This window comes from Bifidobacterium moraviense, from assembly GCF_012932365.1.
GTDB classification, from domain to species: Bacteria; Actinomycetota; Actinomycetes; order Actinomycetales; family Bifidobacteriaceae; genus Bifidobacterium; species Bifidobacterium moraviense.
The window spans coordinates 630628-652541 of record NZ_JAAIIH010000001.1; the positions used below are offsets into that span (position 1 = coordinate 630628).

The window sequence follows — 21914 nt, forward strand, 5'->3', positions numbered from 1 at the left end:
CTCAGGCGGCGCGGTCCTCGTCGGATTCCGCGGGTTCGGCGGTCTCCTCGGACCTGTCGGATCCGGCGGGTTCCGCGGTCTCGGCGGACTCGTCGCCGCCGTCGGATTCGCCCTGCCGGGCCTCGGCCTCCTCGCGGGCCCTGCGGGCCTCGCGCAGCGGCTTCTCCTCGGAGCACACCGCGGACAGCAGGCCGTGGATGAATCCGGGGGCGTCGGGGTCGCTGAACGCCTTGGCGAGCGTCAGCGCCTCGTCGATGGCCACCTTGTCGGGGACCTCGTCGTTGAAGAGAATCTCCCACGCGCCGATGCGCAGGATGTTGCGGTCCACGACGGCCATGCGGTTGACCTTCCAGCTGGTGGACCTGAGGTTGAGCACGCCGTCGATGTCGGCGCGATGGTCTGCCACGCCCCGCACGATCTCGATGGCGTAGTCGGGCAGCGGGGTCTGGGCGCCGGGATGCTCGATGCGTTCAGCAAGAAGGGACAGGATGTCCTGTCCCTTCTCGTCCGCTTCGTACAACGTATTCAGCGCCCTCTTGCGAGCGGTGGAACGTGCCATGTGAAGCTATTCTCCTTGAAGTCCCGTTCGGCTCAGTTCTCGCGGCCGATGTAGGAGCCGTCGCGGGTGTCGACCTTCACCTTGTCGCCCTCGTTGATGAACAGCGGGACCTGGATCTCGGCGCCGGTCTCCACGGTGGCGGGCTTGGTGCCGGCGGTGGAGCGGGAGCCCTGCAGGCCGGGCTCGGTGTGGGTGACCGTGAGGATCACGGAGGCCGGCAGCTCGACGTTCAGCGGGTTGTTGTCGTGGAAGGAGACGATGCAGTCGGTGCCCTCGAGCAGGAAGCGGGCCTGATCGCCCACCAGCGCCTTGGGGATGTAGGTCTGGTCGTAGGTCTGCATGTCCATGAAGACGAAGTTGTCGCCGTCCTCGTAGGAGTACTGGAGGTTGCGGTTGTCCACGGTCTCGAACTGCACCTTCATGCCGGCGTTGAACGTCTTGTCCACGATCTTGCCGGAAAGGACGTCCTTGATGGTGGTGCGCACGAAGGCCGGGCCCTTGCCGGGCTTGACGTGCTGGAACTTGATGACGGTCCAGAGCTTGCCGTCAAGGTTCAGGACGGATCCGTTCTTGATGTCGTTGGTAGTCTGTGCCACGTTATTCACCTATTTCAAACTAGCGTTGGGGGAAACCCGAAAATTGCCTTGGCTATTATGCCACGACGTGCATACAGCGCAAAGGCGGCCCCGCCGCGGGCCCGGAGCCCGGCCGCGGCGGGGCCACGGCCGCCTACAGCAGACCGCCGGCGTCCACCTCGGGGCGCACGGCCGGGCGGCGCACGATCACGCGGCCGGCGCGCACGTTGGCGAGCACCGGGGCGTGCGTGTTGAGCGCCGTGTAGAAGTCGGGCGCGTCCAGCAGGATGCAGTTGCCCGGCTTGCCGACCTCGATGCCGTAGCGGTCCGTGATGTGCATGGCCTTCGCGCCGTTGTAGGTGACGAAGCGGAAGGCGTTCTGGATCTGCCCGTAGCCCATCATGTGCTCGATGTACACGCCCATCATCGCCACGTCGAGCATGTTGCCGTCGCCGAGCGGGTTCCACGGGTCGCGCACGTCGTCCTCGCCCAGGGCCACGTTGATGCCGTTGGCGGCCAGCTCGTGGATGCGCGTCACGCCGCGGCGCTTGGGGTACGTGTCGAAGCGACCGCCCAGATGCACGTTGACCAGCGGGTTCGACACGAAGCTGATGCCGCTCATCTTCAGCAGGCGCATGAGCTTGTACGCGTAGGCGTCGTTGTAGGAGCCCATGGCGGTGGTGTGGCTGGCGGTGACGCGGTCGCCCATGCCCCGCTCGAGCGCCAGCGTGGCGAGCACCTCGAGGTTGCGCGACTGGGGGTCGTCGATCTCGTCGCAGTGCACGTCCACGAGCTTGTCGTACTTTTCGGCGAGGTCCATGAGGAAGTGCACGGACTCCACGCCGTACTGGCGGGTGAACTCGAAGTGCGGGATGCCGCCCACCACGTCCGCGCCGTCCTTCACGGCCTGCTCCATGAGCTCCCTGCCGTGCGGGAACGAGAGGATGCCGTCCTGCGGGAAGGCCACCACCTGCAGGTCCACCACGTCCCTCAGCTCGTCGCGCAGCTCGAGCAGCGCGTGCAGGCCGGTGAGCGTGGAGTCGGTGACGTCGGCGTGCGTGCGGATGCACTGGATGCCCTGCTCCACCTGGCGGCGGATGGTGGCGCGGGCGCGGTCCTTGACGTCCCGGACGGTGAGCGACTTCTTGCGCTCGGCCCAGATGCGGATGCCGTCGAACAGCGTGCCGGTCTCGTTCCACTCCGGGTCGCCGGCGGTGCCGGTGGAGTCGAGGTGGATGTGCGGGTCCACGAACGGCGGCAGCAGCAGGCGGCCTTCGCCGTCGATGGTCTCCTCGCCGGGGTTCGCCGCGAGCGTCCCGGCCGGCTCGATGGCGGCGAACGTGCCGTTCTCGATGCGCACGTCCTTCAGGTCGCCGGCGTTGTCGACGTTGACGTTGCTGATGAGCATGGTCTTGTCCTTTCCTTGGTTGTCCGTTGTCCCGATCGCCCGTCGACCGGACGCCTACGCCTGCGCGGGCGCGCCGTGCACCGCGCGCATGAGCGCGTAGTAGACGGCCGCGATGACGAGCATGTTCGGGAAGGTGGCGCCCACGGTGGCCGTGAGGAACGGCACCCTGCCGAGCGCCACGTAGAGCGCCACGCCCAGCAGCCAGCAGCCGAGCGCGATCCAGTTGACGCCGGAGCGGTACCAGAAGCGCCCTCCCTCGGCGGTGAGGTCCCCACGCGAGTATTCGGCGTGGTTGCGCAGGAAGAAGTCGGTGAGCATGATCGCCGTGACCGGGCCGAGCGCGCAGCCGATGTAGTCGAGGAACAGGGTGAACGAGTCGAGGAAGCTGCCGATGACCAGCGGCACGAAGGTCACGAGGCACGCGGCCAGCGTGACGATCCACAGGGCGGGCGTGAGCCTGAGTCTGGTGGCGATGTTGGTCAGGGAGGAGCCGGCGGCCATGAGGTTCACGGCGTTGGCGGTCATGGACGTGAGGATCACCACGATGAGCGCCACGGCGCCGAGGCCCAGCTTGCTGGCGATCGTGGACGGGTCGGAGTTGTTCGCATCGTAGGTGCCGGAGGTGATGGCGATGCTGATGGTGGCGACGAGGCCCACCATCGCGAACCAGAAGACGCCCACGAACGCGCCGACGAACGGGATGACGTGGGAGCCTTCGGGGCGCTTCGCGAAGCGCGTGAAGTCGGCGGCGCAGGTGACCCAGCCGAGGTTGAACGCGGCGAGCTTGTCCACGGCCACGCCAGAGGCCATCGCGTCGTCCGCCGGCGGCGTCCACGCGAGGATCTCGGAGAACGAGACCTGCTGGAAGACCGCGATCGTCTCCCAGATGGCGAACACGAAGACGAGTACCACGCCCACGCGCTCGATGACGCGCACCGAGTTCGCGCCGGTGGACACGGACAGCAGATGCAGCACGCTCATGACGATGATGCCCACGACGATGCCCTTCTCGCCGCCGGGCTGGCCCCACACCGGCCATCCGAGCAGCTCGTTGAGCAGGATGCTCACCGACGTGGCGGCGATGAACGTGTTCACGGCCGTCCAGCCGATGTACATGACCATGTTCATCACGCTGGGCACCCAGCTGCCGCGGATGCCGAACGACGCGCGGGCCGCGCCCATGGTGGTGGCGCCCACCTTGTAGCCGATGTATCCGATGCCGGCCAGCGTGAGGTAGGCGACCACGGACGACCAGGTGAGGTGCGCCACCGCCCCGCCGAAGCCGCATGCGGCGATCACGCCGCCGATGAACCACGTGCCGTTGTTCGCGTTCGCCGCGACCCACGTGGCGAACATGTCCCAGTTGGATGACTTGCGCTCGGAGGGTTCGATGATCTCCAGCGCGAACCTGTCATTGGCGGACATACCTTGTCCTTCTCTCTCGTGAACCGTTTTCCCTGATCCTTGGCGTAGCGCCGGCTTCGATCGTACCGCCCCCGCTCGCGCGGACGCGCGGCGGCCGGGTTACGAAGCCCACGCGCGGCCATGCGTTTCCAGCCGACGTTCAGGAAACCCACAGAGCCTCTTGCCGAGGCGCCTAGGAGCCCTTTCGCGAACACGCAGTGCGCATGGCGGAACGCGCCGTTCAATGAGGTCATCGACATCGTCACGACCCGACAAACGAAAGGACGGCAGACATGAACGCCAGCACGGATCCCATCACGGCGGCCCGTCCCGTCACCCGGACGCTCGCCACCAGACGCCTCGTCGTCATCGCCGCGGCGGTCTCGCTGGCCGCGGGCGCCGCGGCGGGCGCGGGCGGCATGGCCATGGTCAACGCGTCCGGAGCATCGAACGGCGCATCCGCCGCATCGGCGCAAAACGCAGGCATGACCATGGGCGGCGCCCCCGGCGGCATGGGCGGCGCGAACACCATGACGTACGACTACACGGGCTCCTACTCGGGCGCGCTGACCGCCGACGGGACCACACGGACCTCGCAGGGCGAGACCATCGCCGCGTCCAGCGCCGACCAGAACGCCGCGCTCGTGCAGAACGGCGGCACGCTCGCCATCACGGACGGCATGCTGACCAAGTCCGGCGACGGCTCCAGCGACGACGACAGCAACTTCTACGGCACGAACTCCATCGCGCTGGCCGTGGGCGAAGGATCGACGCTCGTGCTCGACGGCGGTACGCTCACCGCATCCGGATCCGGCTCGAACGGCGTCTTCGCCACCGACTCGGGCACGGCGCTGGTGCGCGGCGCGACGATCTCCACCACCGCGGACAACTCGCGCGGCCTCGACGCCACCTACTCCGGCACGATCCTCGCGGGCGACGTCACCGCGGACACCGCGGGCGACCACAGCGCCACCGTCGCCACCGACCGCGGCGGCGGCACGGTCTCCGTGGTCTCCTCCGAACTGTCCACGGCAGGCTCCGGCTCCCCGCTGCTGTACTCCACCGGCGACGTGCAGGTGCACGACGTGACCGGCACCGCCACCGGCAGCCAGATCGCCGGCATGGAGGGCACCAACACCATCCTCATCTCCGACTCCACGCTCACGAGCACCAACACCGGGCGCACCGGGTCCGATCCGATCGCCAACGGCGTGATCATCTACCAGTCCACCTCCGGCGACGCGGAATCCTCCACCGGCGAGCACGCCACGTTCCAGGCCGTGGACTCCACGCTGAGCTCGGCCATCGAATCCGGTTCGATGTTCTACTTCACCAACACCACCGCCGACGTGGTGCTCCAGAACACCACGCTCGACTTCGACACGACGAAGGCCACGCTCATCAACGCCTCCGGCAACGACTCCAACAACTGGGGCTCCGCCGGATCCAACGGCGCGACCGTCACCTTCACCGGCCGGAACCAGACGCTCGCCGGCGACGTGACCGCGGACACCATCTCCTCCGTGGATCTGTATCTGCTCGACGACTCCACGTGGACCGGCTCGGCGTCGATCACCGAGAACGCCTCGGCGAGCGACGGTTCCATGTCGGACGCGCCGATCACGGTGAACGTGGACGACACCTCCACGTGGGTGGTGACCGGCGACACGACGATCTCGGCGCTGAACGTGGCCGTCGGCGGCAAGGTGACGGACGCCTCCGGCAGGACCGCGACCATCGTGGCGGACGGCAGGACCGTGGTGGAGGGCACCGGATCCGTGACCGTCACGGTGACCGGCTCCTACTCGACCACCGTGGAGGCCGGCGAGGACACCGAGCTCGCCGACGAGACCATCGACCGCAGCGCCTACGACGAACGGTTCTCCACCAGCACCTCGTGGACGATGGCGTAGCGACGCCGGTCCGCGTCCTTCCTCCCCTTCGATCCTCCTCTTTCTTCCCCTTCGACGCACCCATTCCCGTCCTCATCGTTTCAGAAAGGAACCCATCATGACCAACCCCCTCATTCCCGGCACCGCGTCCGATTCCGTCCCCTCCGCCGGCTCCGGCGCGAACGCCGCACAGCAGACGAACACCGCCACGCAGACCGCCGCCACGCAGCCGCTCTCCCCCGCCTTCCCGGCCGCCGCCTCCGGCTCCGCGACCTCCGCGCCCGGGGCCGAAGCTCCCGTCCCGCAGCCCGCGGCGAACGCGGCATGGGCGCAGGGCCTGCCGCCGGTGGCGCCCGTGCCTCCGCAGAACGCCCAGCCCACTCCCGGAGGCAAGCCCAGCGGCAGGCTGTGGGCGGCCGTCGCCGGCGTCTCGCTGGTCTGCGGTCTGATCGGCGGCGTGATCGGCGCGACGGTGGTCTCGGCGGTCGGCGGCAGCGACTCGACCGGCGGCACCTCGCAGCAGATGCAGATGCCCGGCGGATCGGACGGCAACTCCAACGGCGGCGGCATGGGCCAGCCCCCGAGCGGCGGCATGGGCGGCAGCGGCTCGTCCAACGGCAATTCCAACGGCAACTCCAACGGCGGCTCCGGCTCGAACGGCACGTCGAACGACGGATCTGGCAGCAGCTCCGGCACCAACTCGGGCAACGGCTCCGGCAACTCCGGAAGCACCGGCAACGGCATGCCCGGCGCGCCCGGCGGTTCCACCAACGGCTCCACCGGCAACGGCGGCTCCACCGGCACGAACTCCTCCACCGGCGCCGACTCCGCAGGACAGGACGCCGACACCCTGACCATGTGACGCGCCGGGCCGCCGTCCGGCCCGAACGCCCCGCTCCATACCGGCTTCGATCGCTTGACTTCAAGTGCTCGAAGTCGGTATGACTTTGCTGCGGAACCATGAACGAGCGATCAGGAGCCGATCCCATGTCACAGTCCGCAGCACGATCCTCAGCCCAATCCCCGCATACCTCGGCGCACGACGGCGAGCACGCCGAGGTGCGCCAGCGAAGGCTCACCGGTGAGCGCGCGGCGTTCTTCGCCGAACGCACCGCGTTCACCGACGTCACGTTCGCCGACGGTGAATCCCCGCTCAAACACGCCAGCGGCATCGATCTCGACGAATGCTGGTTCCAGTGGAAGTACCCGCTGTGGTACTGCGACGACGTCACGGTGCGCCGCTCCACCTGGCTCGAGATGGCCCGCGCCGGCGTGTGGTACACGAACCGCATCGCCGTGGAGGACTCCACGATCGAGGCTCCCAAGAACTTCCGCCGCTGCCGCGACGTGACGCTGCACAACGTGGACCTCACGCACGCCGACGAGACGCTGTGGAGCTGCACCGACGTGACGATGGAGAACGTGGTGGCGCGCGGCGACTACTTCGGCATGAACTGCGAGCGCATCGACGCGTCGAACTTCCGGCTCGTGGGCAACTACCCGTTCGACGGCGCGAAGGACGTGACGATCCGCGACTCCCGTCTCGTCTCCAAGGACGCGTTCTGGAACACGCGGAACGTGACGGTGGAGCATTCGTTCATCTGCGGCGAGTATCTGGGGTGGAACTCCGAGAACCTGACGCTGGTGGACTGCACGATCGAGAGCCTGCAGGGCCTGTGCTACGCGCGCAACCTGACGCTGAGGCACTGCCGTCTGGTCAACACGACGCTCGCCTTCGAATACTCGACCGTGGACGCGGACGTCGATTCGACGATCGACAGCGTCATCAACCCGTCCAGCGGCACGATCCGCTCCTTCGGCATCGGCGAGCTTACGATGGACCCGGCTCGCATCGATCCGTCCGCCACGCGCATCGAGACCAAGGAGGAGCACGCATGACCGGGACCGCCGACTTCGACTTCGACGAGGCCGTCGACCGTTCGAACACGAACGCGATCAAATGGGACGAGGCCCGCGGCGCGCTGCCCATGTGGGTGGCCGACATGGAATTCCGCGCCGCGCCGGCGATCCGTGAGGCGCTGCAGCGGCGTCTCGACAACGGCGTCTTCGGCTATTCGGGCATTCCGCGCGCCTGGAACGACGCCTACGCGCACTGGTGGCGGGAGCGGCACGGTCTGACGATCGACCCCGACGCGCTGGTCTTCGCCACCGGCGTGATTCCCGCCATCTCCAGCATGGTCCGCAAGCTCACCACGCCCGCCGAGAACGTGCTCGTCATGACGCCGGTCTACAACATCTTCTTCAACTCGATCCTCAACAACGGCCGCAACGCGCTCGCCTCGCCGCTGGTCCGCGACGGGCGCGGCGGCTACGCGATCGACTGGGAGGATCTGGAATCGAAGCTCGCCGACCCGCAGACGACGCTGATGATCCTGTGCAACCCGCACAATCCCACGGGCATGGTCTGGGACCAGGAGACGCTGGCGCGCATCGGCGAACTGTGCGCGGCGCACCGCGTCACCGTGATCAGCGACGAGATCCACTGCGACCTGACCGATCCGGGCGTGGACTATGTGCCGTTCGCCGCGGCGAGCGAGACCTGCCGGCGCATCTCGGCCACCTGCATGGCGCCCACCAAGGCGTTCAACATCGCCGGTCTGCACACGGCCGCCGTGATGGCCGACGACCCGTTCCTGCGCCACCGCATCTGGCGGGGGCTCAACACCGACGAGGTGGCCGAGCCGAACGCGTTCGCCGTTGACGCCGCGATCGCCGCCTTCACGCAGGGCGGGCCATGGCTCGACGCGCTGCGCGACTACGTCGCCGCCAACAAGCGCGAGGCCGAGAGGATCATCGACGACTACAACGTCTCGGCCGCGCCGGAACGTCGCGTGACGCTCTGCCAGGGCGCGGCCACGTACCTGATGTGGCTGGACTGCTCGGCGCTGCTCGCATCCGGCGAGACGACGGATGCGCTGTGCGAGCAGCTCGTGCGCGACCAGCGCGTCATGGTCTCCCCAGGCTCGCAGTACCGCGGCGACGGCGGCGACTGCCTGCGCATCAACGTGGCCTGCCCGCGCGCCACGATGCGCGAGGGCCTGCGCCGGATGGTCGCCGGACTCGCCGCGTATCCGAGCGCTCCCCGCGGCTGATTCGGGCCCGGATCGGGGCAGGCCTGCATCCCGGGCGACGGTTTTTCGATTCGTGTGGTGGTTTTCCTGCGGTCCGGCGGGTAGAGCCGTTGCGATTCCGGCGATATTCCGCCATTGATATCCGGCGATCCGCGCTCCGACCACCACACGAATCGAAAGCCCGTGTCGCCACGGCAGGCGTCAATCGTTCTACGCTTGAGCGATGCGCCGCACGGCCTCGCGGATGTCGCGCCGGGCGTCATCTCCCGCATCGCCGCCCAGCGCGCGGTGCAGGGCGAGCCCCTCGATGAGCGCATCGAGCATCCGCGACGTCGCGGGGTCGAAGAACCGCTTGAGTTCGGCGCGGCTGGCGGTCATCCACAGTTCGGTGATGTCACGGTACGCCGGGTCCCGCGCGGCCAGGGTGTAGAGCTCGAGCGTGAGGCCGAGGTCGCGCGGCGTGGCGAACAGATCCCCCTCGACGTATGCGACGATCGCCTCGCGCGCCCCCTCGGCGGACTTTGCGGCGCGCAGGCGTCCGACGAAGCGCGCGGCGGACGCGCGGGCGAACTGGTCGAACGCCTGATGCAGCAGATCGCCCATGCCGGCGAAGTGGTAGGTCATCGAACCGAGCGGCACTCCGGCCGCGGCGGCCACCACGCGGTGCGAGGTGCCGGCCACGCCGCGCTCGGCGATGATGGTCAGGCAGGCGTCGATGATCCGCTGCCTGCGGTCCGGGTCGTATCGTCTGGTCGGCGTCTGCGCCGTCTGGTCCTCGGTCATGGGCGGCCATCATACGCGCCGACGCGTACAGATGCGTACGTCCGTACCAACCCGCCATGTACACTCGTACTCATGACGGGAACCGCAAGCACCAGGGACGCCGCGACCATGAAGGAGCTCATGCTCGCCGGCAAGTACTACGTCAGCTCCGACCCCGAACTCACCGCCGAGCGCGAGCGCGCCAAGGACGCGCTCTTCGACTTCAACGCCATCCGCCCCACCAGGCGCGCCGAACGAGAGGCGCTCATCCGCGGGTTCTTCGGTCACGTGGGCGCGAACTGCTGGATCGAATCGCCGTTCAACTGCGACTACGGCGCCAACATCTCGGTCGGCGACGACTTCTACGCCAACGCCGGCTGCTGCATCCTCGACTGCGCGCGCGTCACCATCGGGAACAACGTGTGGTTCGGGCCGAACGTGGGCATCTACACGCCCGAGCACTCCCTCGACGCGGCCGAGCGCACCGCCGGATGGGAGCGCAGCCTGCCGGTGACGATCGGCGACAACGTGTGGGTGTGCGGCGGCGTGACGATCACCGCCGGCGTGACGATCGGCGCGAACAGCGTGATCGCCGCCGGAGCCGTGGTGATCGATGACATGCCTGCGGATTCGCTGGTCGGCGGCGTGCCGGCCCGCGTGATCCGACCGATCACCGAGGCCGACCGGCACGGGCTGGCTCATTGAGCCGGCGGCAGGACGACAGAGCGTCAGAATGGCAGGGGCATTGTCCCGCGCGGCGATAGACTGAATCGCGGCAAACCGGCAGGGGCTACGGCGCGCTTGCACGCCGATCGGAATCAGCTGGATCACATCTCGTCGCAACACCGGGGGCACCATGTCTTCTTCCGCGCAATCGTCCACGCCGTCATCCGCGTCATCCGCGCCGTCCACACCGTCCGCGCCGTCGTCCAGACGCGCCTACGTTCCGATCGTCATCATGATGGTCGGCTCGTTCACCGCCATCCTCAACCAAACGCTCATGACGTCCGCCCTGCCGCATCTCATGCGCGAATTCGGCGTCACCAGCAACGTCGCCCAGTGGCTGAGCACGGGGTTCATGCTCACCAACGGCATCATGATCCCCGTCACCGCGTTCCTCATCCAGCGGTTCACCACGCGTCAGCTGTTCCTCTACGCGATCGGCATGTTCCTGTTCGGCACGCTGGTGTGCACGTTCGCCCCCGGCTTCTGGGTGCTGCTCGCCGGACGCGTGCTGCAGGCCACGGGCGCCGGCATTCTCATGCCGCTGCTGCAGACCGTGCTGTTCATCACGTTCCCGCCGAACAAGCGCGGCGCCGCCATGGGATGGTTCGGACTGGTGATCGCGTTCGCGCCCGCGCTGGGCCCCACGCTTTCGGGCCTGATCATCGACTTCCTGCCGTGGCGCTTCCTGTTCGTGCCGCTCATCGTCATCGCCACGGCCGTGCTCGCCGCCGCCGTTCCCACCGTGCGCAACGTCACCAAGCAGACGAATCCCGCCATCGACCTGCCGTCCGTGGCGCTGTCGACGCTTGGATTCGGCGGACTGCTGCTCGGCTTCAGCCTCGCCGGCCAGAGCGGCTGGGCTTCGCGCGACACGATCGCCGCACTGGCCGTGGGCGCGATCTCGCTTGCGGCGTTCATCCACCGCCAGCTGCATCTGCCGCGCCCGATGCTCGACTTCCGTGTCTTCGCCAAGCCGATGTTCACGCTGCCGATGATCGTGGTGGTGCTGGTGTTCGTCACGTTCATATCGACGATGAACATCATGCCGATGTTCATCCAGAACTCGCTGGGGATGACCGCCCTGCAGTCCGGCCTGCTGCTCATGGGCGGCGGCATTGCGGAAGGCGTGTTCAACCCGATCGCCGGCCGCCTGTTCGACCGGCTGGGCATCCGCCGGCTTGCCCCGCCTGCGATCGCGGTGGTGGCGATCTCCGCGTTCGGCATGTCGCGCATGGACGCGGACACGCCCGCATGGGTGCCCGCCGCGCTGTTCACGCTGATGATGACCGGCGTGGCGTTCTGCCTGATGCCGCTAACCACCACGGCGCTCAACCAACTGACCGGACCGCTCATCCCGCACGGCACGGCGATGAACAACACGCTGCGCCAGACCTGCGCGGCCATCGGCATCGCGATCTGCTTCACGATCATGACCTCGAACACCACGCCGGCCGAGGTCGCCGGCTCCGCAGCGGCGGGGCTCGCGCACGGCGTCGATGCCGTGTTCCTCACGTCCACGATCGCCTCGCTCATCGCCTTCGCGCTGTCGTTCCTCGTGCGCGACCGCGCCTGACCGCGGACCGAGACCGATCATTCCCGCCGCCCGGCGCGAACCGGTCCTCCCGTCGTCCCGGGCGCCCCGCCTTTCCCCGTCATCCTGAGCGAAGCGTCACCTTCCTCGTCATCCTGAGCGAAGCATCACCTTCCTCGTCATCCTGAGCGAAGCGCCACCTCCCCCGTCATCCTGAGCGAAGCGCAGCGGAGTCGAAGGATCCCCCGGTATCCCAGACCGAGTCGAAGAACACCGGTCAAAGATCCTTCGACTCCGCCCTCCGGGCTCCGCTCAGGATGACGGGAGGAGACATTCGTCAGGCTCCGCTCAGGATGACGAGAAGAGACACTCGTTCCCTCCGGCCGTCCCGCACGAGCATTGTTTCCCCTTGTCATCCTGAGCGAACGGCATTCCCCCGTCATCCTGAGCGAGCGAAGCGAGTCGAAGGATCCCTGACACCGCCGGCAACGATCATCGCGCTTCCGGCTTCGACGCATCGCACCGCACGTCATCGCGACCGCCGCCATGCATCGGCGCCCCGAAGCGAACATCGGCAATACAATGGGGAATGGCAACGCAACCATCGTGACGCGGCGAGGAACCGACGAAGGAGACCGACATGGACAACGCAGCGCGACGGGCTCAGGGACTGCCCTACCACTATGACGATCCGAGCATCATGGACGGCCAGCTCGAATACCAGGAGCTGCTCTGGCAGTTCAACCAGACGCATCCGACCGACGTTGCCGGCAAGGAGCGACTGCTCAGGGCCATGTTCGCCGAGATCGGCGAAGGATGTCACGTGGAGACGCCCGCGCACGCGAACTGGGGATTCCGCCACGTGCGCATGGGCAAGGGCGTCTACTGCAATTCGAACTTCACGTGCGTGGACGACGGCGACATCACGATCGGCGACTACTGCATGTTCGGTCCGAACGTGGTGATCGCCACCGCCGGGCATCCGGTGCTGCCCGTGCTGCGCGAGCACCACTACGTGTACGCGATTCCGGTGACGATCGGACGCAACGTGTGGGTGGGCGCCAACGTGACGATCCTGCCGGGCGTCACGATCGGCGACAACTGCGTGATCGGCGCGGGATCGGTCGTCAGCCACAGCATCCCCGCCGATTCGGTGGCGTACGGTTCGCCCTGCGAGGTGGCGAGGCCGATCGGCGAGAAGGATCGCGAGTACTACTTCAAGCGCCGTCGCCTCGACGTGTGGGACTGACGGCGCAGCCCGCAGCGGCGAACGGCATTCCCTGCAGCCATCCTGCGCAAGCGTTGCCTTCCCCGTCACCCTGAGCGAGCGCTGCCTCCCCCATCATCCTGAGCGAGCGCCGCTTCCTCCGGCCGTCCCGCACGAGCATTGTTCCTCTCGTCATCCTGAGCGAAGCGCAGCGGAGTCGAAGGATCCCCCGGTATCCCAGACCGAATCGAAAAACACAGGTCAAAGATCCTTCGACTCCGCCCTCCGGGCTCCGCTCAGGATGACGGTGGGGGCACTCGTCAGGCTCCGCTCAGGATGACAGGAAGAGGACATCCGCTCACTCAGGACGACGGGACGGGCGTTCGTCAGGCTTTGCTCAGGACAACGAGACCGACTGACACACTCGTTCCCTCCGGCCGTCCCGCACGAGCATTGTTCCTCTCGTCATCCCGGGCAAGCGCCGCCTTCCTCGTCATCCCGGGCAAGCGCCGCCTTCCTCGTCATCCTGAACGAGCGCCGCCTTCCTCGTCATCCCGGGCAAGCGCCGCCTTCCTCGTCATCCTGAACGAGCGCCGCCTTCCTCGTCATCCTGAGCGAAGCGCAGCGGAGTCGAAGGATCCCCCGGTATCCCAGACCGAATCGAAAAACACAGGTCAAAGATCCTTCGACTCCGCCCTCCGGGCTCCGCTCAGGATGACGGTGGGGGCGCACTCGTCAGGCTCCGCTCAGGATGACGAGAAGAAGGCATTCGCCGGACTCCGCTCAGGATGACGGGAGGAGACACTCGTCATGCTCCGCTCAGGATGACGGGAGGAGGGTCGCCGGGCTACGCTCGGGACAGCAAGCGGAGGAATGAGACGCGCCTTTCCGGCTGCGCCAGGCCAGCGCCCGGTAGGCGCCCTCGTCTACCGGCTCGAACCATTCGTTGCTGGCGCCCTCGGCCTTGGGCATGATCGCCACGTGCGCGAACGCCTCGGTGGGCGCAGCGCCGTGCCAGTGCTTGGTCTCGGGCGGAATGTAGGCGACGTCGCCGGGGTTGAGCTCCACGGGCTCATGGCCTTCGATCTGGTAGTAGCCGCGTCCGCCCACAGCGAGCAGGATCTGGCAGACGCCATGGTGGATGTGCCAGTGGTTCGTGCAGCCCGGCTCGAAGGTGACGTTGGCCACGCTCACCTGATCGTCGGCGGCCAAGGGAGCCAGATAGCTCTGGCCTTCGAAGTACTGGGCGTAGGCGTCGTTCGGCCGCCCCAGCGGGAATGCGCTCGGATTGTCCATGATCGTTCCTTCCTTCATGCTGCGAGGATTCGATTCCGACGCTACGAACTTCGAGCGCTTGAAGTCAATCCGCGCGTCGACGGCAGCAGACGGCCGCCAGCGCCAGTCCGGCCGCGGCCACGCCGGCCATGGCGAGGAACGCGATCGATACCCCAACCGGATCGTCGCCGCACGCCACCATGAGAGCCACGAACACGGCCGATCCGAGCGCGCCGGCGATTGTGCGCAGCGAGGTGAGCAAGGCGCTCGCATCGCTGGCGTACCGACGCTCCACCGAAGCGAGCCCCCATGTGGCGGCGGGCATCATGACCATCGAGACGCCCACGGATCGCACGGCGAACACGGCTGTGACGTACCACAGCGGCGTGGACGCCGTGAGGAACCCGAACGCCAGCGTGGTGGCGAGCAGAACCGCCATGCCGCCGAGCGCCAGCGGGCGGATGCCGAACCGGTCGAACATGCGGCCGGTCACGGGGCTTGCCAGCGCCATGACGAGCGAGCCGGGCATCATGACCAGCGCGGAGACGGTGACCGAGACACCGGCCATGCGCTGCAGGTAGATGGGCAGGATGGTGGATGCGGCGATGAGCACCGCGTACAGCGCCATGCTGAGGATCACGGCCACGGCGAAGTCGCGCTCGGCGAAGATGCGCAGCTCCAGAAACGGCTTGTCGATACGGAACTGGCGGACGGCGAACAGCGCGAGGCAGACCAGACCGACCGCGAGCGCTCCGGCCGCGTCAACGCTCAGGAACGGCTTCACGCCGAGGTTGCTGAATCCGAGCTGGAGTCCCACGAATCCGAACGCGCTCAGCAGGAACGACGGCACGTCGAGCCGTGCGGACGCCGAGGCCTCCAGCACGTCGCGCATCACCGGGAACGCGAGCAGCAGCACGGCCGCGGAAATGCCGCCGGCGGTCCAGAAGATCGACTGCCAGCCCCAGCGGTCCACCATGATGTCCGAGATCGTGGGCGCGATCACGGGCGCGGCGGACACGGCCAGCCCGTAGAAGCCCATGGCCGTGCCGACGCCGGACTTGGCGTACAGGGCGAGAATGATGACCTGCGTCATCGACAGCGAGATGCCGCTGCCGAGCGCCTGCACGACGCGCGCGGCCATGAGCAGCGGGAAGGAGTGTGCGGCGCCGGCGAGCAGGAGCCCTGCGGAGAACAGGGCGAGGCCGGTGAGGAACAGCGGTCGGGTCGGGAAGCGCTTCATCATGAACGCGGTGGCCGGGATGGTGACGCCCATGGCGAGCGAGAATCCGCTGGTGAGCCAGTTGCCGAGCACCGCGGAGATGCCGAGATCGCCCATGATGGCCGGCAGCGCGGTCGTGAGCGACGTCTGCGCGAACGCGCCCGCGATGCACGCTGCAAGCAGCACCACGAAGATCGCCGTGCGCCGGCGGTCGGTGATGGTCAGTTCGTCGTTCATCCGCGTCCCTTCGATTGCTTGCTCTCCCCGTTCCGGAGCCGGACCCGCGCAGTAGCGTAGCCTCGCCCCTCGCCTTCCCTATGCCAGCAGGGCGGCGGCCCTGCGGCACACGTCGTCGTTGGCGTCGTACAGGCGCTCGCTCAGCGCGCCCGCACGACGGGCGGCGGCGGACGCGACCTTGCGCGCTGCGGGGTACGCGGCGATCCAGCAGGCGAAGCCGGGCACGGCGAGCACGACCATGAGCGCGACCAGGCCGGCGAGGTAGGAGAACGTGGCGCCGGCGAGGAACGCGCAGCCCACGAGTCCGAGGCTCAGTCCGGCGATGCGCCCGTTACGCGCCGGAGCGGCGGCGAGGTCGTCGAGCTGGGCGACCTGCGCCTCGTACTGCCGCTGCAGACGTGACACCTCGGTTTTGTTGGCGATGGCGCGCTCGCGGCGGAAGCGCAGCGTGCGGGCGTCGGCGTCCAGCAGCTGCCAACCGAAGGCGCGGTAGCCGTCGGCGAGCATGGATTGGCGGTCGGCGGCGGCGTTGACGGTCAGGTACTCGTAGCCCACGTAGTCGTAGGCGGCGTGGTCGTTGGTGCGGGCGGTCATCATCATGCTCCTTGCAGTGGATTCGTTTGGCTGATGACGACCACCGTACGGACGTTGTGTTGGTCCGCTGTTGGAGAATTGTTGGTCTTGTGTTACAAACGGGCATCACGACACGGCCGGCAGGGTGACGGCGACCACGGTGCCCGCGCGCTTCACGCTCGTCACGGTCACCCTGCCGTGGCTCAGCTCCACGGCCCGCTTGACCATGGCCATGCCGAGCCCGTTGCCCTCGCCGGCATGCGGCGTGTCGCCCTGGTAGAACTTGTCGAACACGTGCGCGACTTCGGTTTCGCCCATGCCGCATCCGTCGTCCATGACCTCCACGGCGAGCAGCGGCCCGTCGGCGCCCACTTTCGTCCACTGGTGCAGCGTCACGTGCCCGCCGGGTTCCGTGTATTTGAGCGCGTTGCCGAGAATGTTCGACCATGCGATGTCGAGGATGCCCGGATCGGCGTGCACGATCGCATGGTCCGCCACGTCCACGTCCAGCGTGACGCCCTTCGCCTCGAACATGTCGATCAGCGCGAGTGCCGCGTCGGTGAGTTGGCGGGACAGATCGTAGTCCCGCGCCTCGGGCACAATGCCCTGACTCTCCAGCTTGGTGAGCTTCAGGGTGTTGGAGACCAGTGCGTCGAGCCGTCCGGCCGCCTCGGCGATGGTCCGCGCATAGGCGATGCGGCGTTCCTCGGACACGTTCGGCCGGGCGAGCGCCCTGGCATGCGTCTCGATGATCGCCAGCGGGTTCCTGATGTCGTGGCTCACGTTGGACACGAAGTCGCTCTTCATCGTCTCGATGCTGCCGAGCTCGGCCACCATGGTGTTGAAGTCGGCGAACATCCGGTCGGTCGCGTCCCATGTGCGGCCGCCCTCGACGTGGCGCGGCGGGACGTACACGGAGAAGTCGCCGCGCGCCACGCGCCCGGCCGCCTCCCCCAGCTCGCGCATGGGCCGCTCCAGCCGGTCGTTGATCTGCCGTCCGACGATCACGGAGAACGCCACGGCGAGCACCAGCCAGTACGCGAGGATGATGACGGCCAGATACCCCCTGTCGGTCCCGGGCAACACGCGGGGCAGCCAGACGATGAGGCTCGTCTGCCCGGCGGCGGCCAGCACGAACGTCACGAACGACCACAGCACCACGCGGCCGGACACCTTGCCCAGCGCGGATCGTTTTCCGTCGGTCGAAGCGCCGCGCACGCCCCGGTCCGCGCGCCCGTTCACCGCGGCACCGCCTTGTAGCCGATGCCGCGCACGGTGACGATGGCGAAGTCGTCGCAGCCGGCGAGTTTGTGCCGCAGCTTGGTCACGTACACGTCCACGGCCCTGAGGCTGCCGTCGACGACACCCTCCCAGAACTCGTCCATGAGCTGCGCGCGGGAGAACACCTGCCCGGGCGACTCCAACATGCGGTAGAGCATGCGGAACTCGCGCACGGTCAGCGGAATCTCCGTGCCGTCGAGTTCGGCGGTCATCCGGTCGGCGTCCATGGCGAATCCGCCGACCGCGATCCGTCGCTCCTCGGCGATGCGCGTGCGGCGCAGGAGCGCCTCGATGCGCAGCACGAGCTCGTCCAGATCGACCGGCTTGACCATGTAGTCGTCGACGCCCGCGCGGAACCCGCGGCGCTTGGACATGATGTCGTCGCGCGCGGTCATGACGATGATCGGCATGTCGGCGTCCACCGCCCGGATGCGTTCCGTCAGCCCATAGCCATCGGTTCCGGGCATCATGATGTCGGAGACCACCAGATCGTACGATCTGGCGTGCAGCTCGTCGAACGCACGGCTGGCGCTGAGGCATCCGGTCGCCTCGTAGCCGGCGTCGCGCAGCGTGTCGCAGGTAATGTCGTTGAGCGCCTTCTCGTCCTCCACGACCAGGATCCTCGTCATCGGTTTTCCTCCCGTTCCTCGCTCGGAGCCGTTGCCGTTCACTATACCGGCGGCGGCTCTCCTTCCCCGCGATGGACTGGGCCGCAATCAGGATGCAACGAGGAGGCCGACCATGGAGGACATCCGCGAGCGGGACCGCTCCGGCGCGGGCGCCGTCGTCACGCACGACGTGCCTGCCGGGGCGATCGTCGCCGGCTCTCCCGCCCGCGTCATCGGGCACGTCTGAGCCTATACACTGATCCCATGCAGTTGACGGCGAAGCGGTTCGAAGAGCTGACCGCAGCGGAGCTCTACGACATCTACCGGGTGCGCGTGGCGGTGTTCGTGGTGGAGCAGCGGTGCGCCTATCAGGAGGTGGACGATGCGGACCGGCGGTGCTGGCACGTGGCGCTGCGCGACGACGATGGCATCGCCGCGTACTGCCGCGTGATCGACCCGGGCGTCACGTTCCCGGAGGCCTCGATCGGCCGCGTGCTGGCCACCCGGCGACGACAGGGGCTCGGCACGCGGATCGTGCGCGAGGGGCTCGCGGTGGCCCGCGAGCGCATGGGCGCCGACGCCGTGCACATCGAGGCGCAGACCTATGCGCGAGGACTCTACGAAGGCCTCGGGTTCACGCAGGTGTCCGACGAGTTCCTGGAGGACGGTATCCCCCACATCGGCATGATGTGGCGGGCGGACGGAACCCGCTACCCGTCATCCTGAGCGGAACGCGTAGCGCGGAGTCGAAAGATCCTTGGTCATTCCCCGTTAATGACCGGGGATCCTTCGACTCCGGCCTGACGGCCCTCGCTCAGGACGACGGCACGGCGCCCAACCTACGCAGGAAGCGCTCACGAACCGCTGACGGGCACTGGCGCAAGCCAGCGCCCGACGCGAGCGGCCCTGCGTCAGCGCGGCCGCGCTCACTCCGGGCTCTTGAGCGCGCCGACCATGTCGATGCGGTCGAGCGTGCGGTTGGTGGCGCGGCTCACCAGCCACGTGAACAGGAACGCCAGCGCGGCGGCGGCCACGTAGCAGTACCATTCCACGTTCGGCACGATGTTCATGCCCGGCAGGTCGAGCCTGCTCACGAGGAAGCCCAGCAGCGCGCGCCCGCACGGCAGGCCCAGTGCGACGCCGATCGCGGAGAGCAGCAGGATCTCCTTGTTCACGTACCCGTGCACCTCGCGGCGGCGGAAGCCGAGCACCTTGATGGTGGCGAGCTCGCGTTCGCGTTCGGAGATGTTCGTGCTGGCGAGCGTGTAGAGCACCACCACGGCGAGGATGGCGGCCATGACCACGATGAAGCCGATCATGACGAAGAAAATCATGAAGCTCTTCGCGAAGTCGCGCTCCTGCTTGGCGGAGCTCATCACCGTGAGATACGCGTCATCGCCGGCGAGCCGGTCGGCGATCGCGATCTGCGCGTCGTCGTCGCCCTGTACGTCGATCAGGTCGGCGTTGGGCGCGAACTCCGCGTCGAACGCCTGCTCGTACGCCAACTGCGTCATGAACACCACGTTGCCGGTGTAGTACTGCGCCACGCCGGAGACCGTGACGCTTGCCGCGTTGGCGAGCGCGTCCGTCACGTCCAGCGCACTGCCGTCCGCAAGCCCCAGCGTCTTGGCGGCGTTCGCGGTCACCACCGCGCCGTCGTTGTCTTCGTCCAGCGCGATCGGCGTGCCGTCGTCCGCATGCAGGTCGACGTACCCGTCAAGAGAGCGTCCGTCGGGGATGACCATGAGCTGCGCGCTGACCTTCTCGCCGTCGCCGTCGTTCGCCGCGGACAGCGTGGCGGAGCCGAGCTGCAGCGGCAGCGAGGAGCGCACGGCGGCGTCCCCGTCGAGCTCGCGCTGGGCCGCGTCATGATCGGCGGGCTTGGTGACGGCCATCACGTCGTACGTGGCGATCTCGTCGTGCTGGCGGGGCATGAGCGTCAGCGCGGAGGTGCCCATGCCGAATCCGGCGGTCATGAGCGCGGTGCAGCCGAGCACGCCGACGATCACCATGAGCGCGCGGCTCTTGTAGCGCAGCAGATTGCGCGCGGTGACCTTGCCGAGGAAGCTCAGGCGGTTCCATACGAAGCCGACGCGCTGGAGCAGGATCGTCCGCCCGGCCTTCGGCGCCTTGGGCCGCATGAGCTCCGCCGGCGCAAGGCGCAGCGAGCCGATGCAGGCGGCCGTCGCGCAGCCGGTGACGGCCACGACGAACAGCAGCACGCCGCCGACCGCGAGCCTCCAGTCCACGAGCAGCGGATAGCTCGGCAGCACGTAGATGCGGCTGATGAGCCGACGCGTGAACACGAACGGCAGTCCCACAAGCCCCAGCAGGTCGCCGATCAGGCCGCCTGTCAGGCTGGCGACGGACGCGTACAGCACGTACTTGAGCATCGTTTCGCGGCGCGTGTAGCCGAGCGCCTTGTACGTGCCGATGAGCTGACGGTCCTCCTCCACCATGCGCGCCACGGCCGTGAGGCTCACGAGCAGGGCGATGACGAGGAACAGCGCGGGGAACAGCGTGCCGAGGCGGGAGACCATGTCGCTCTGGGTCTTCACGTCGGCGTAGCTGGTGACGGCGGTGCGGTCGCGCACGATCCACTTCGCGCTCGGCAGCGCGTCGACCTTCTCGCGGATCGCCGCTTCGGCGTCGGCGATCTTCGCCTCGGCGGCCGCCTTGGCAGGCAGGCCGTCGGGCAGCGCATCCGCCTTCGCCTTCTGTTCGTTGACAGATTCCATCGCCTTGTCGTAGGCGGCGTCGTGCACGGCGTCGGTGCGCGCCCGCTCGCGGTCGGCTTGGATCGCCTCGATGCTGTGCTTCGCGGCATCGATGAGACTCAGGTAGTCGTCGTCGTACGTGCCCAGCGCGGCGGCGCCGGAGACCGTGACGACAGCGGACGCGTAGGGCGCGTCAACATCGGCCGCGGCGGCTTCGGCGACGACCATCGGGTAGACGGTCTTGGCGCCGGAGACGAGGGCGAGCGGGCCGGACGGGTTCACGATGTCGTTCGGGTCGATGACGACGCCGACGATCGTGTAGTCGCCGTCCGCGAACGCGGGCGACGTTCCTTCCACGGTGTCCTCGTCGAACGTCAGCGCATCGCCGAGCCGCTTGCCGGCGTCATCGAGGTACTGCCGGGTGACGGCGATCTCATGCGCCGATTCGGGCAGGCGTCCTTCGACAAGGTACGGGCGGTCGATGCCGCGGTCGTTCAAGGCGGTCACCGTGGCGGATGCCTGCCGGCCATCCACCTTGGTGGTCGCGCTCGCCGTGCGCTCGCCTGCCGCATCGGCCACGCCGCTCACATCGCGCAGGGCGCTGATGTCGGCGTCGTCGAGGCCGAGGGTCGAGACGATCGCAATGTCGTGCATGTCCGTCTCGTCGAAGAAGTCGTCGAGACCGCCGCGGATGTCGCGCCCGACCGAGTTGAGGCCGCACATCATCATCACGCCGACTGCGCAGATCACCACGATCGCGGCGAAGCGCTTCCCGTTGCCGGAGACGGCGCGCCATGCGTCCTTCCACAGGGCGGTTTTCCTTGTGTTCCGAGCCATGGAAGCGCCTC

At 67.9% G+C, this 21914-nt stretch carries 19 protein-coding genes; 8 read left to right on the plus strand and 11 right to left on the minus strand.

Annotated features, from left to right (window positions below):
• Position 1: 1 nt before the first annotated feature.
• The 4 genes from nusB to G1C96_RS02820 form a co-directional block, all read right to left on the minus strand.
• Entirely contained in the window at positions 2 to 559 is a 558-nt protein-coding gene (gene nusB, locus G1C96_RS02805; RefSeq protein WP_169275101.1) for a transcription antitermination factor NusB, read from the minus strand.
• A gap of 32 nt (positions 560 to 591) precedes the next feature.
• Entirely contained in the window at positions 592 to 1155 is a 564-nt protein-coding gene (gene efp, locus G1C96_RS02810) for an elongation factor P (protein WP_169275102.1), read from the minus strand.
• A gap of 133 nt (positions 1156 to 1288) precedes the next feature.
• Positions 1289 to 2542: a cytosine deaminase gene (codA, locus tag G1C96_RS02815; protein WP_169275103.1), complete on the minus strand. Its 1254-nt coding sequence runs from the start codon at positions 2540 to 2542 to the stop codon at positions 1289 to 1291.
• 54 nt (positions 2543 to 2596) lie between these two features.
• The gene (locus G1C96_RS02820) at positions 2597 to 3967 is read right to left on the minus strand and encodes a cytosine permease (RefSeq protein ID WP_169275104.1); all 1371 of its coding nucleotides are present in this window, start codon (positions 3965 to 3967) and stop codon (positions 2597 to 2599) included.
• Positions 3968 to 4239: 272 nt separating this feature from the next.
• On the opposite strand from G1C96_RS02820, the gene G1C96_RS02825 reads away from it, so the two are divergent.
• The 4 genes from G1C96_RS02825 to G1C96_RS02840 all read left to right on the plus strand — a co-directional run bounded on the left by G1C96_RS02825 (position 4240) and on the right by G1C96_RS02840 (position 8951).
• Positions 4240 to 5859, plus strand: coding sequence for an adhesin (locus tag G1C96_RS02825; protein WP_240945054.1), 1620 nt, complete (start codon positions 4240 to 4242; stop codon positions 5857 to 5859).
• A 97-nt stretch (positions 5860 to 5956) separates the two neighbouring features.
• Complete coding sequence (locus tag G1C96_RS02830; protein WP_169275105.1) at positions 5957 to 6700, plus strand: hypothetical protein; 744 nt, start codon at positions 5957 to 5959, stop codon at positions 6698 to 6700.
• Between the two features lie 125 nt (positions 6701 to 6825).
• Positions 6826 to 7737, plus strand: a complete 912-nt coding sequence (locus G1C96_RS02835; RefSeq protein WP_169275106.1) for a DUF3737 family protein — start codon at positions 6826 to 6828, stop codon at positions 7735 to 7737.
• Entirely contained in the window at positions 7734 to 8951 is a 1218-nt protein-coding gene (locus tag G1C96_RS02840; protein ID WP_169275107.1) for a MalY/PatB family protein, read from the plus strand. Before G1C96_RS02835 ends, G1C96_RS02840 begins: the two co-directional genes overlap by 4 nt.
• Positions 8952 to 9140: 189 nt before the next feature.
• Here G1C96_RS02840 and G1C96_RS02845 read toward each other — a convergent pair whose 3' ends face one another.
• A complete protein-coding gene (locus tag G1C96_RS02845; protein WP_169275108.1) occupies positions 9141 to 9713 on the minus strand; it encodes a TetR/AcrR family transcriptional regulator in 573 nt (190 codons plus the stop codon).
• A gap of 72 nt (positions 9714 to 9785) precedes the next feature.
• Here G1C96_RS02845 and G1C96_RS02850 point away from each other — a divergent pair, with 72 nt between their 5' ends.
• The 3 genes from G1C96_RS02850 (at position 9786) to G1C96_RS02860 (ending at position 13198) form a co-directional block, all read left to right on the plus strand.
• On the plus strand, positions 9786 to 10397 hold the full coding sequence (locus G1C96_RS02850; RefSeq protein ID WP_169275109.1) for a sugar O-acetyltransferase: 612 nt from the start codon (positions 9786 to 9788) through the stop codon (positions 10395 to 10397).
• Positions 10398 to 10548: 151 nt separating this feature from the next.
• On the plus strand, positions 10549 to 11991 hold the full coding sequence (locus tag G1C96_RS02855) for an MDR family MFS transporter (RefSeq protein ID WP_169275110.1): 1443 nt from the start codon (positions 10549 to 10551) through the stop codon (positions 11989 to 11991).
• A gap of 598 nt (positions 11992 to 12589) precedes the next feature.
• The gene (locus tag G1C96_RS02860; protein WP_169275111.1) at positions 12590 to 13198 is read left to right on the plus strand and encodes a sugar O-acetyltransferase; all 609 of its coding nucleotides are present in this window, start codon (positions 12590 to 12592) and stop codon (positions 13196 to 13198) included.
• Positions 13199 to 13975: 777 nt separating this feature from the next.
• On the opposite strand, the gene G1C96_RS02865 is transcribed toward G1C96_RS02860, so the two are convergent.
• The 5 genes from G1C96_RS02865 to G1C96_RS02885 form a co-directional block, all read right to left on the minus strand.
• Positions 13976 to 14452: a cupin domain-containing protein gene (locus tag G1C96_RS02865; RefSeq protein ID WP_169275112.1), complete on the minus strand. Its 477-nt coding sequence runs from the start codon at positions 14450 to 14452 to the stop codon at positions 13976 to 13978.
• 64 nt (positions 14453 to 14516) lie between these two features.
• Entirely contained in the window at positions 14517 to 15887 is a 1371-nt protein-coding gene (locus G1C96_RS02870) for a DHA2 family efflux MFS transporter permease subunit (RefSeq protein WP_169275113.1), read from the minus strand.
• Positions 15888 to 15965: 78 nt separating this feature from the next.
• Complete coding sequence (locus G1C96_RS02875) at positions 15966 to 16487, minus strand: hypothetical protein (RefSeq protein ID WP_169275114.1); 522 nt, start codon at positions 16485 to 16487, stop codon at positions 15966 to 15968.
• 99 nt (positions 16488 to 16586) lie between these two features.
• Positions 16587 to 17702, minus strand: coding sequence for a sensor histidine kinase (locus tag G1C96_RS10400; protein WP_335341908.1), 1116 nt, complete (start codon positions 17700 to 17702; stop codon positions 16587 to 16589).
• The gene (locus G1C96_RS02885) at positions 17699 to 18370 is read right to left on the minus strand and encodes a response regulator transcription factor (protein WP_169275115.1); all 672 of its coding nucleotides are present in this window, start codon (positions 18368 to 18370) and stop codon (positions 17699 to 17701) included. The genes G1C96_RS10400 and G1C96_RS02885 overlap by 4 nt, the downstream gene beginning before the upstream one ends.
• Before the next feature lie 243 nt (positions 18371 to 18613).
• On the opposite strand from G1C96_RS02885, the gene G1C96_RS02895 reads away from it, so the two are divergent.
• A complete protein-coding gene (locus G1C96_RS02895) occupies positions 18614 to 19075 on the plus strand; it encodes a GNAT family N-acetyltransferase (protein ID WP_169275116.1) in 462 nt (153 codons plus the stop codon).
• 200 nt (positions 19076 to 19275) lie between these two features.
• On the opposite strand, the gene G1C96_RS02900 is transcribed toward G1C96_RS02895, so the two are convergent.
• Positions 19276 to 21903 carry an ABC transporter permease gene (locus G1C96_RS02900; RefSeq protein WP_169275117.1) on the minus strand — a complete coding sequence of 876 codons (2628 nt, stop codon included), beginning with the start codon at positions 21901 to 21903 and terminating at the stop codon, positions 19276 to 19278.
• Positions 21904 to 21914 lie beyond the last annotated feature (11 nt).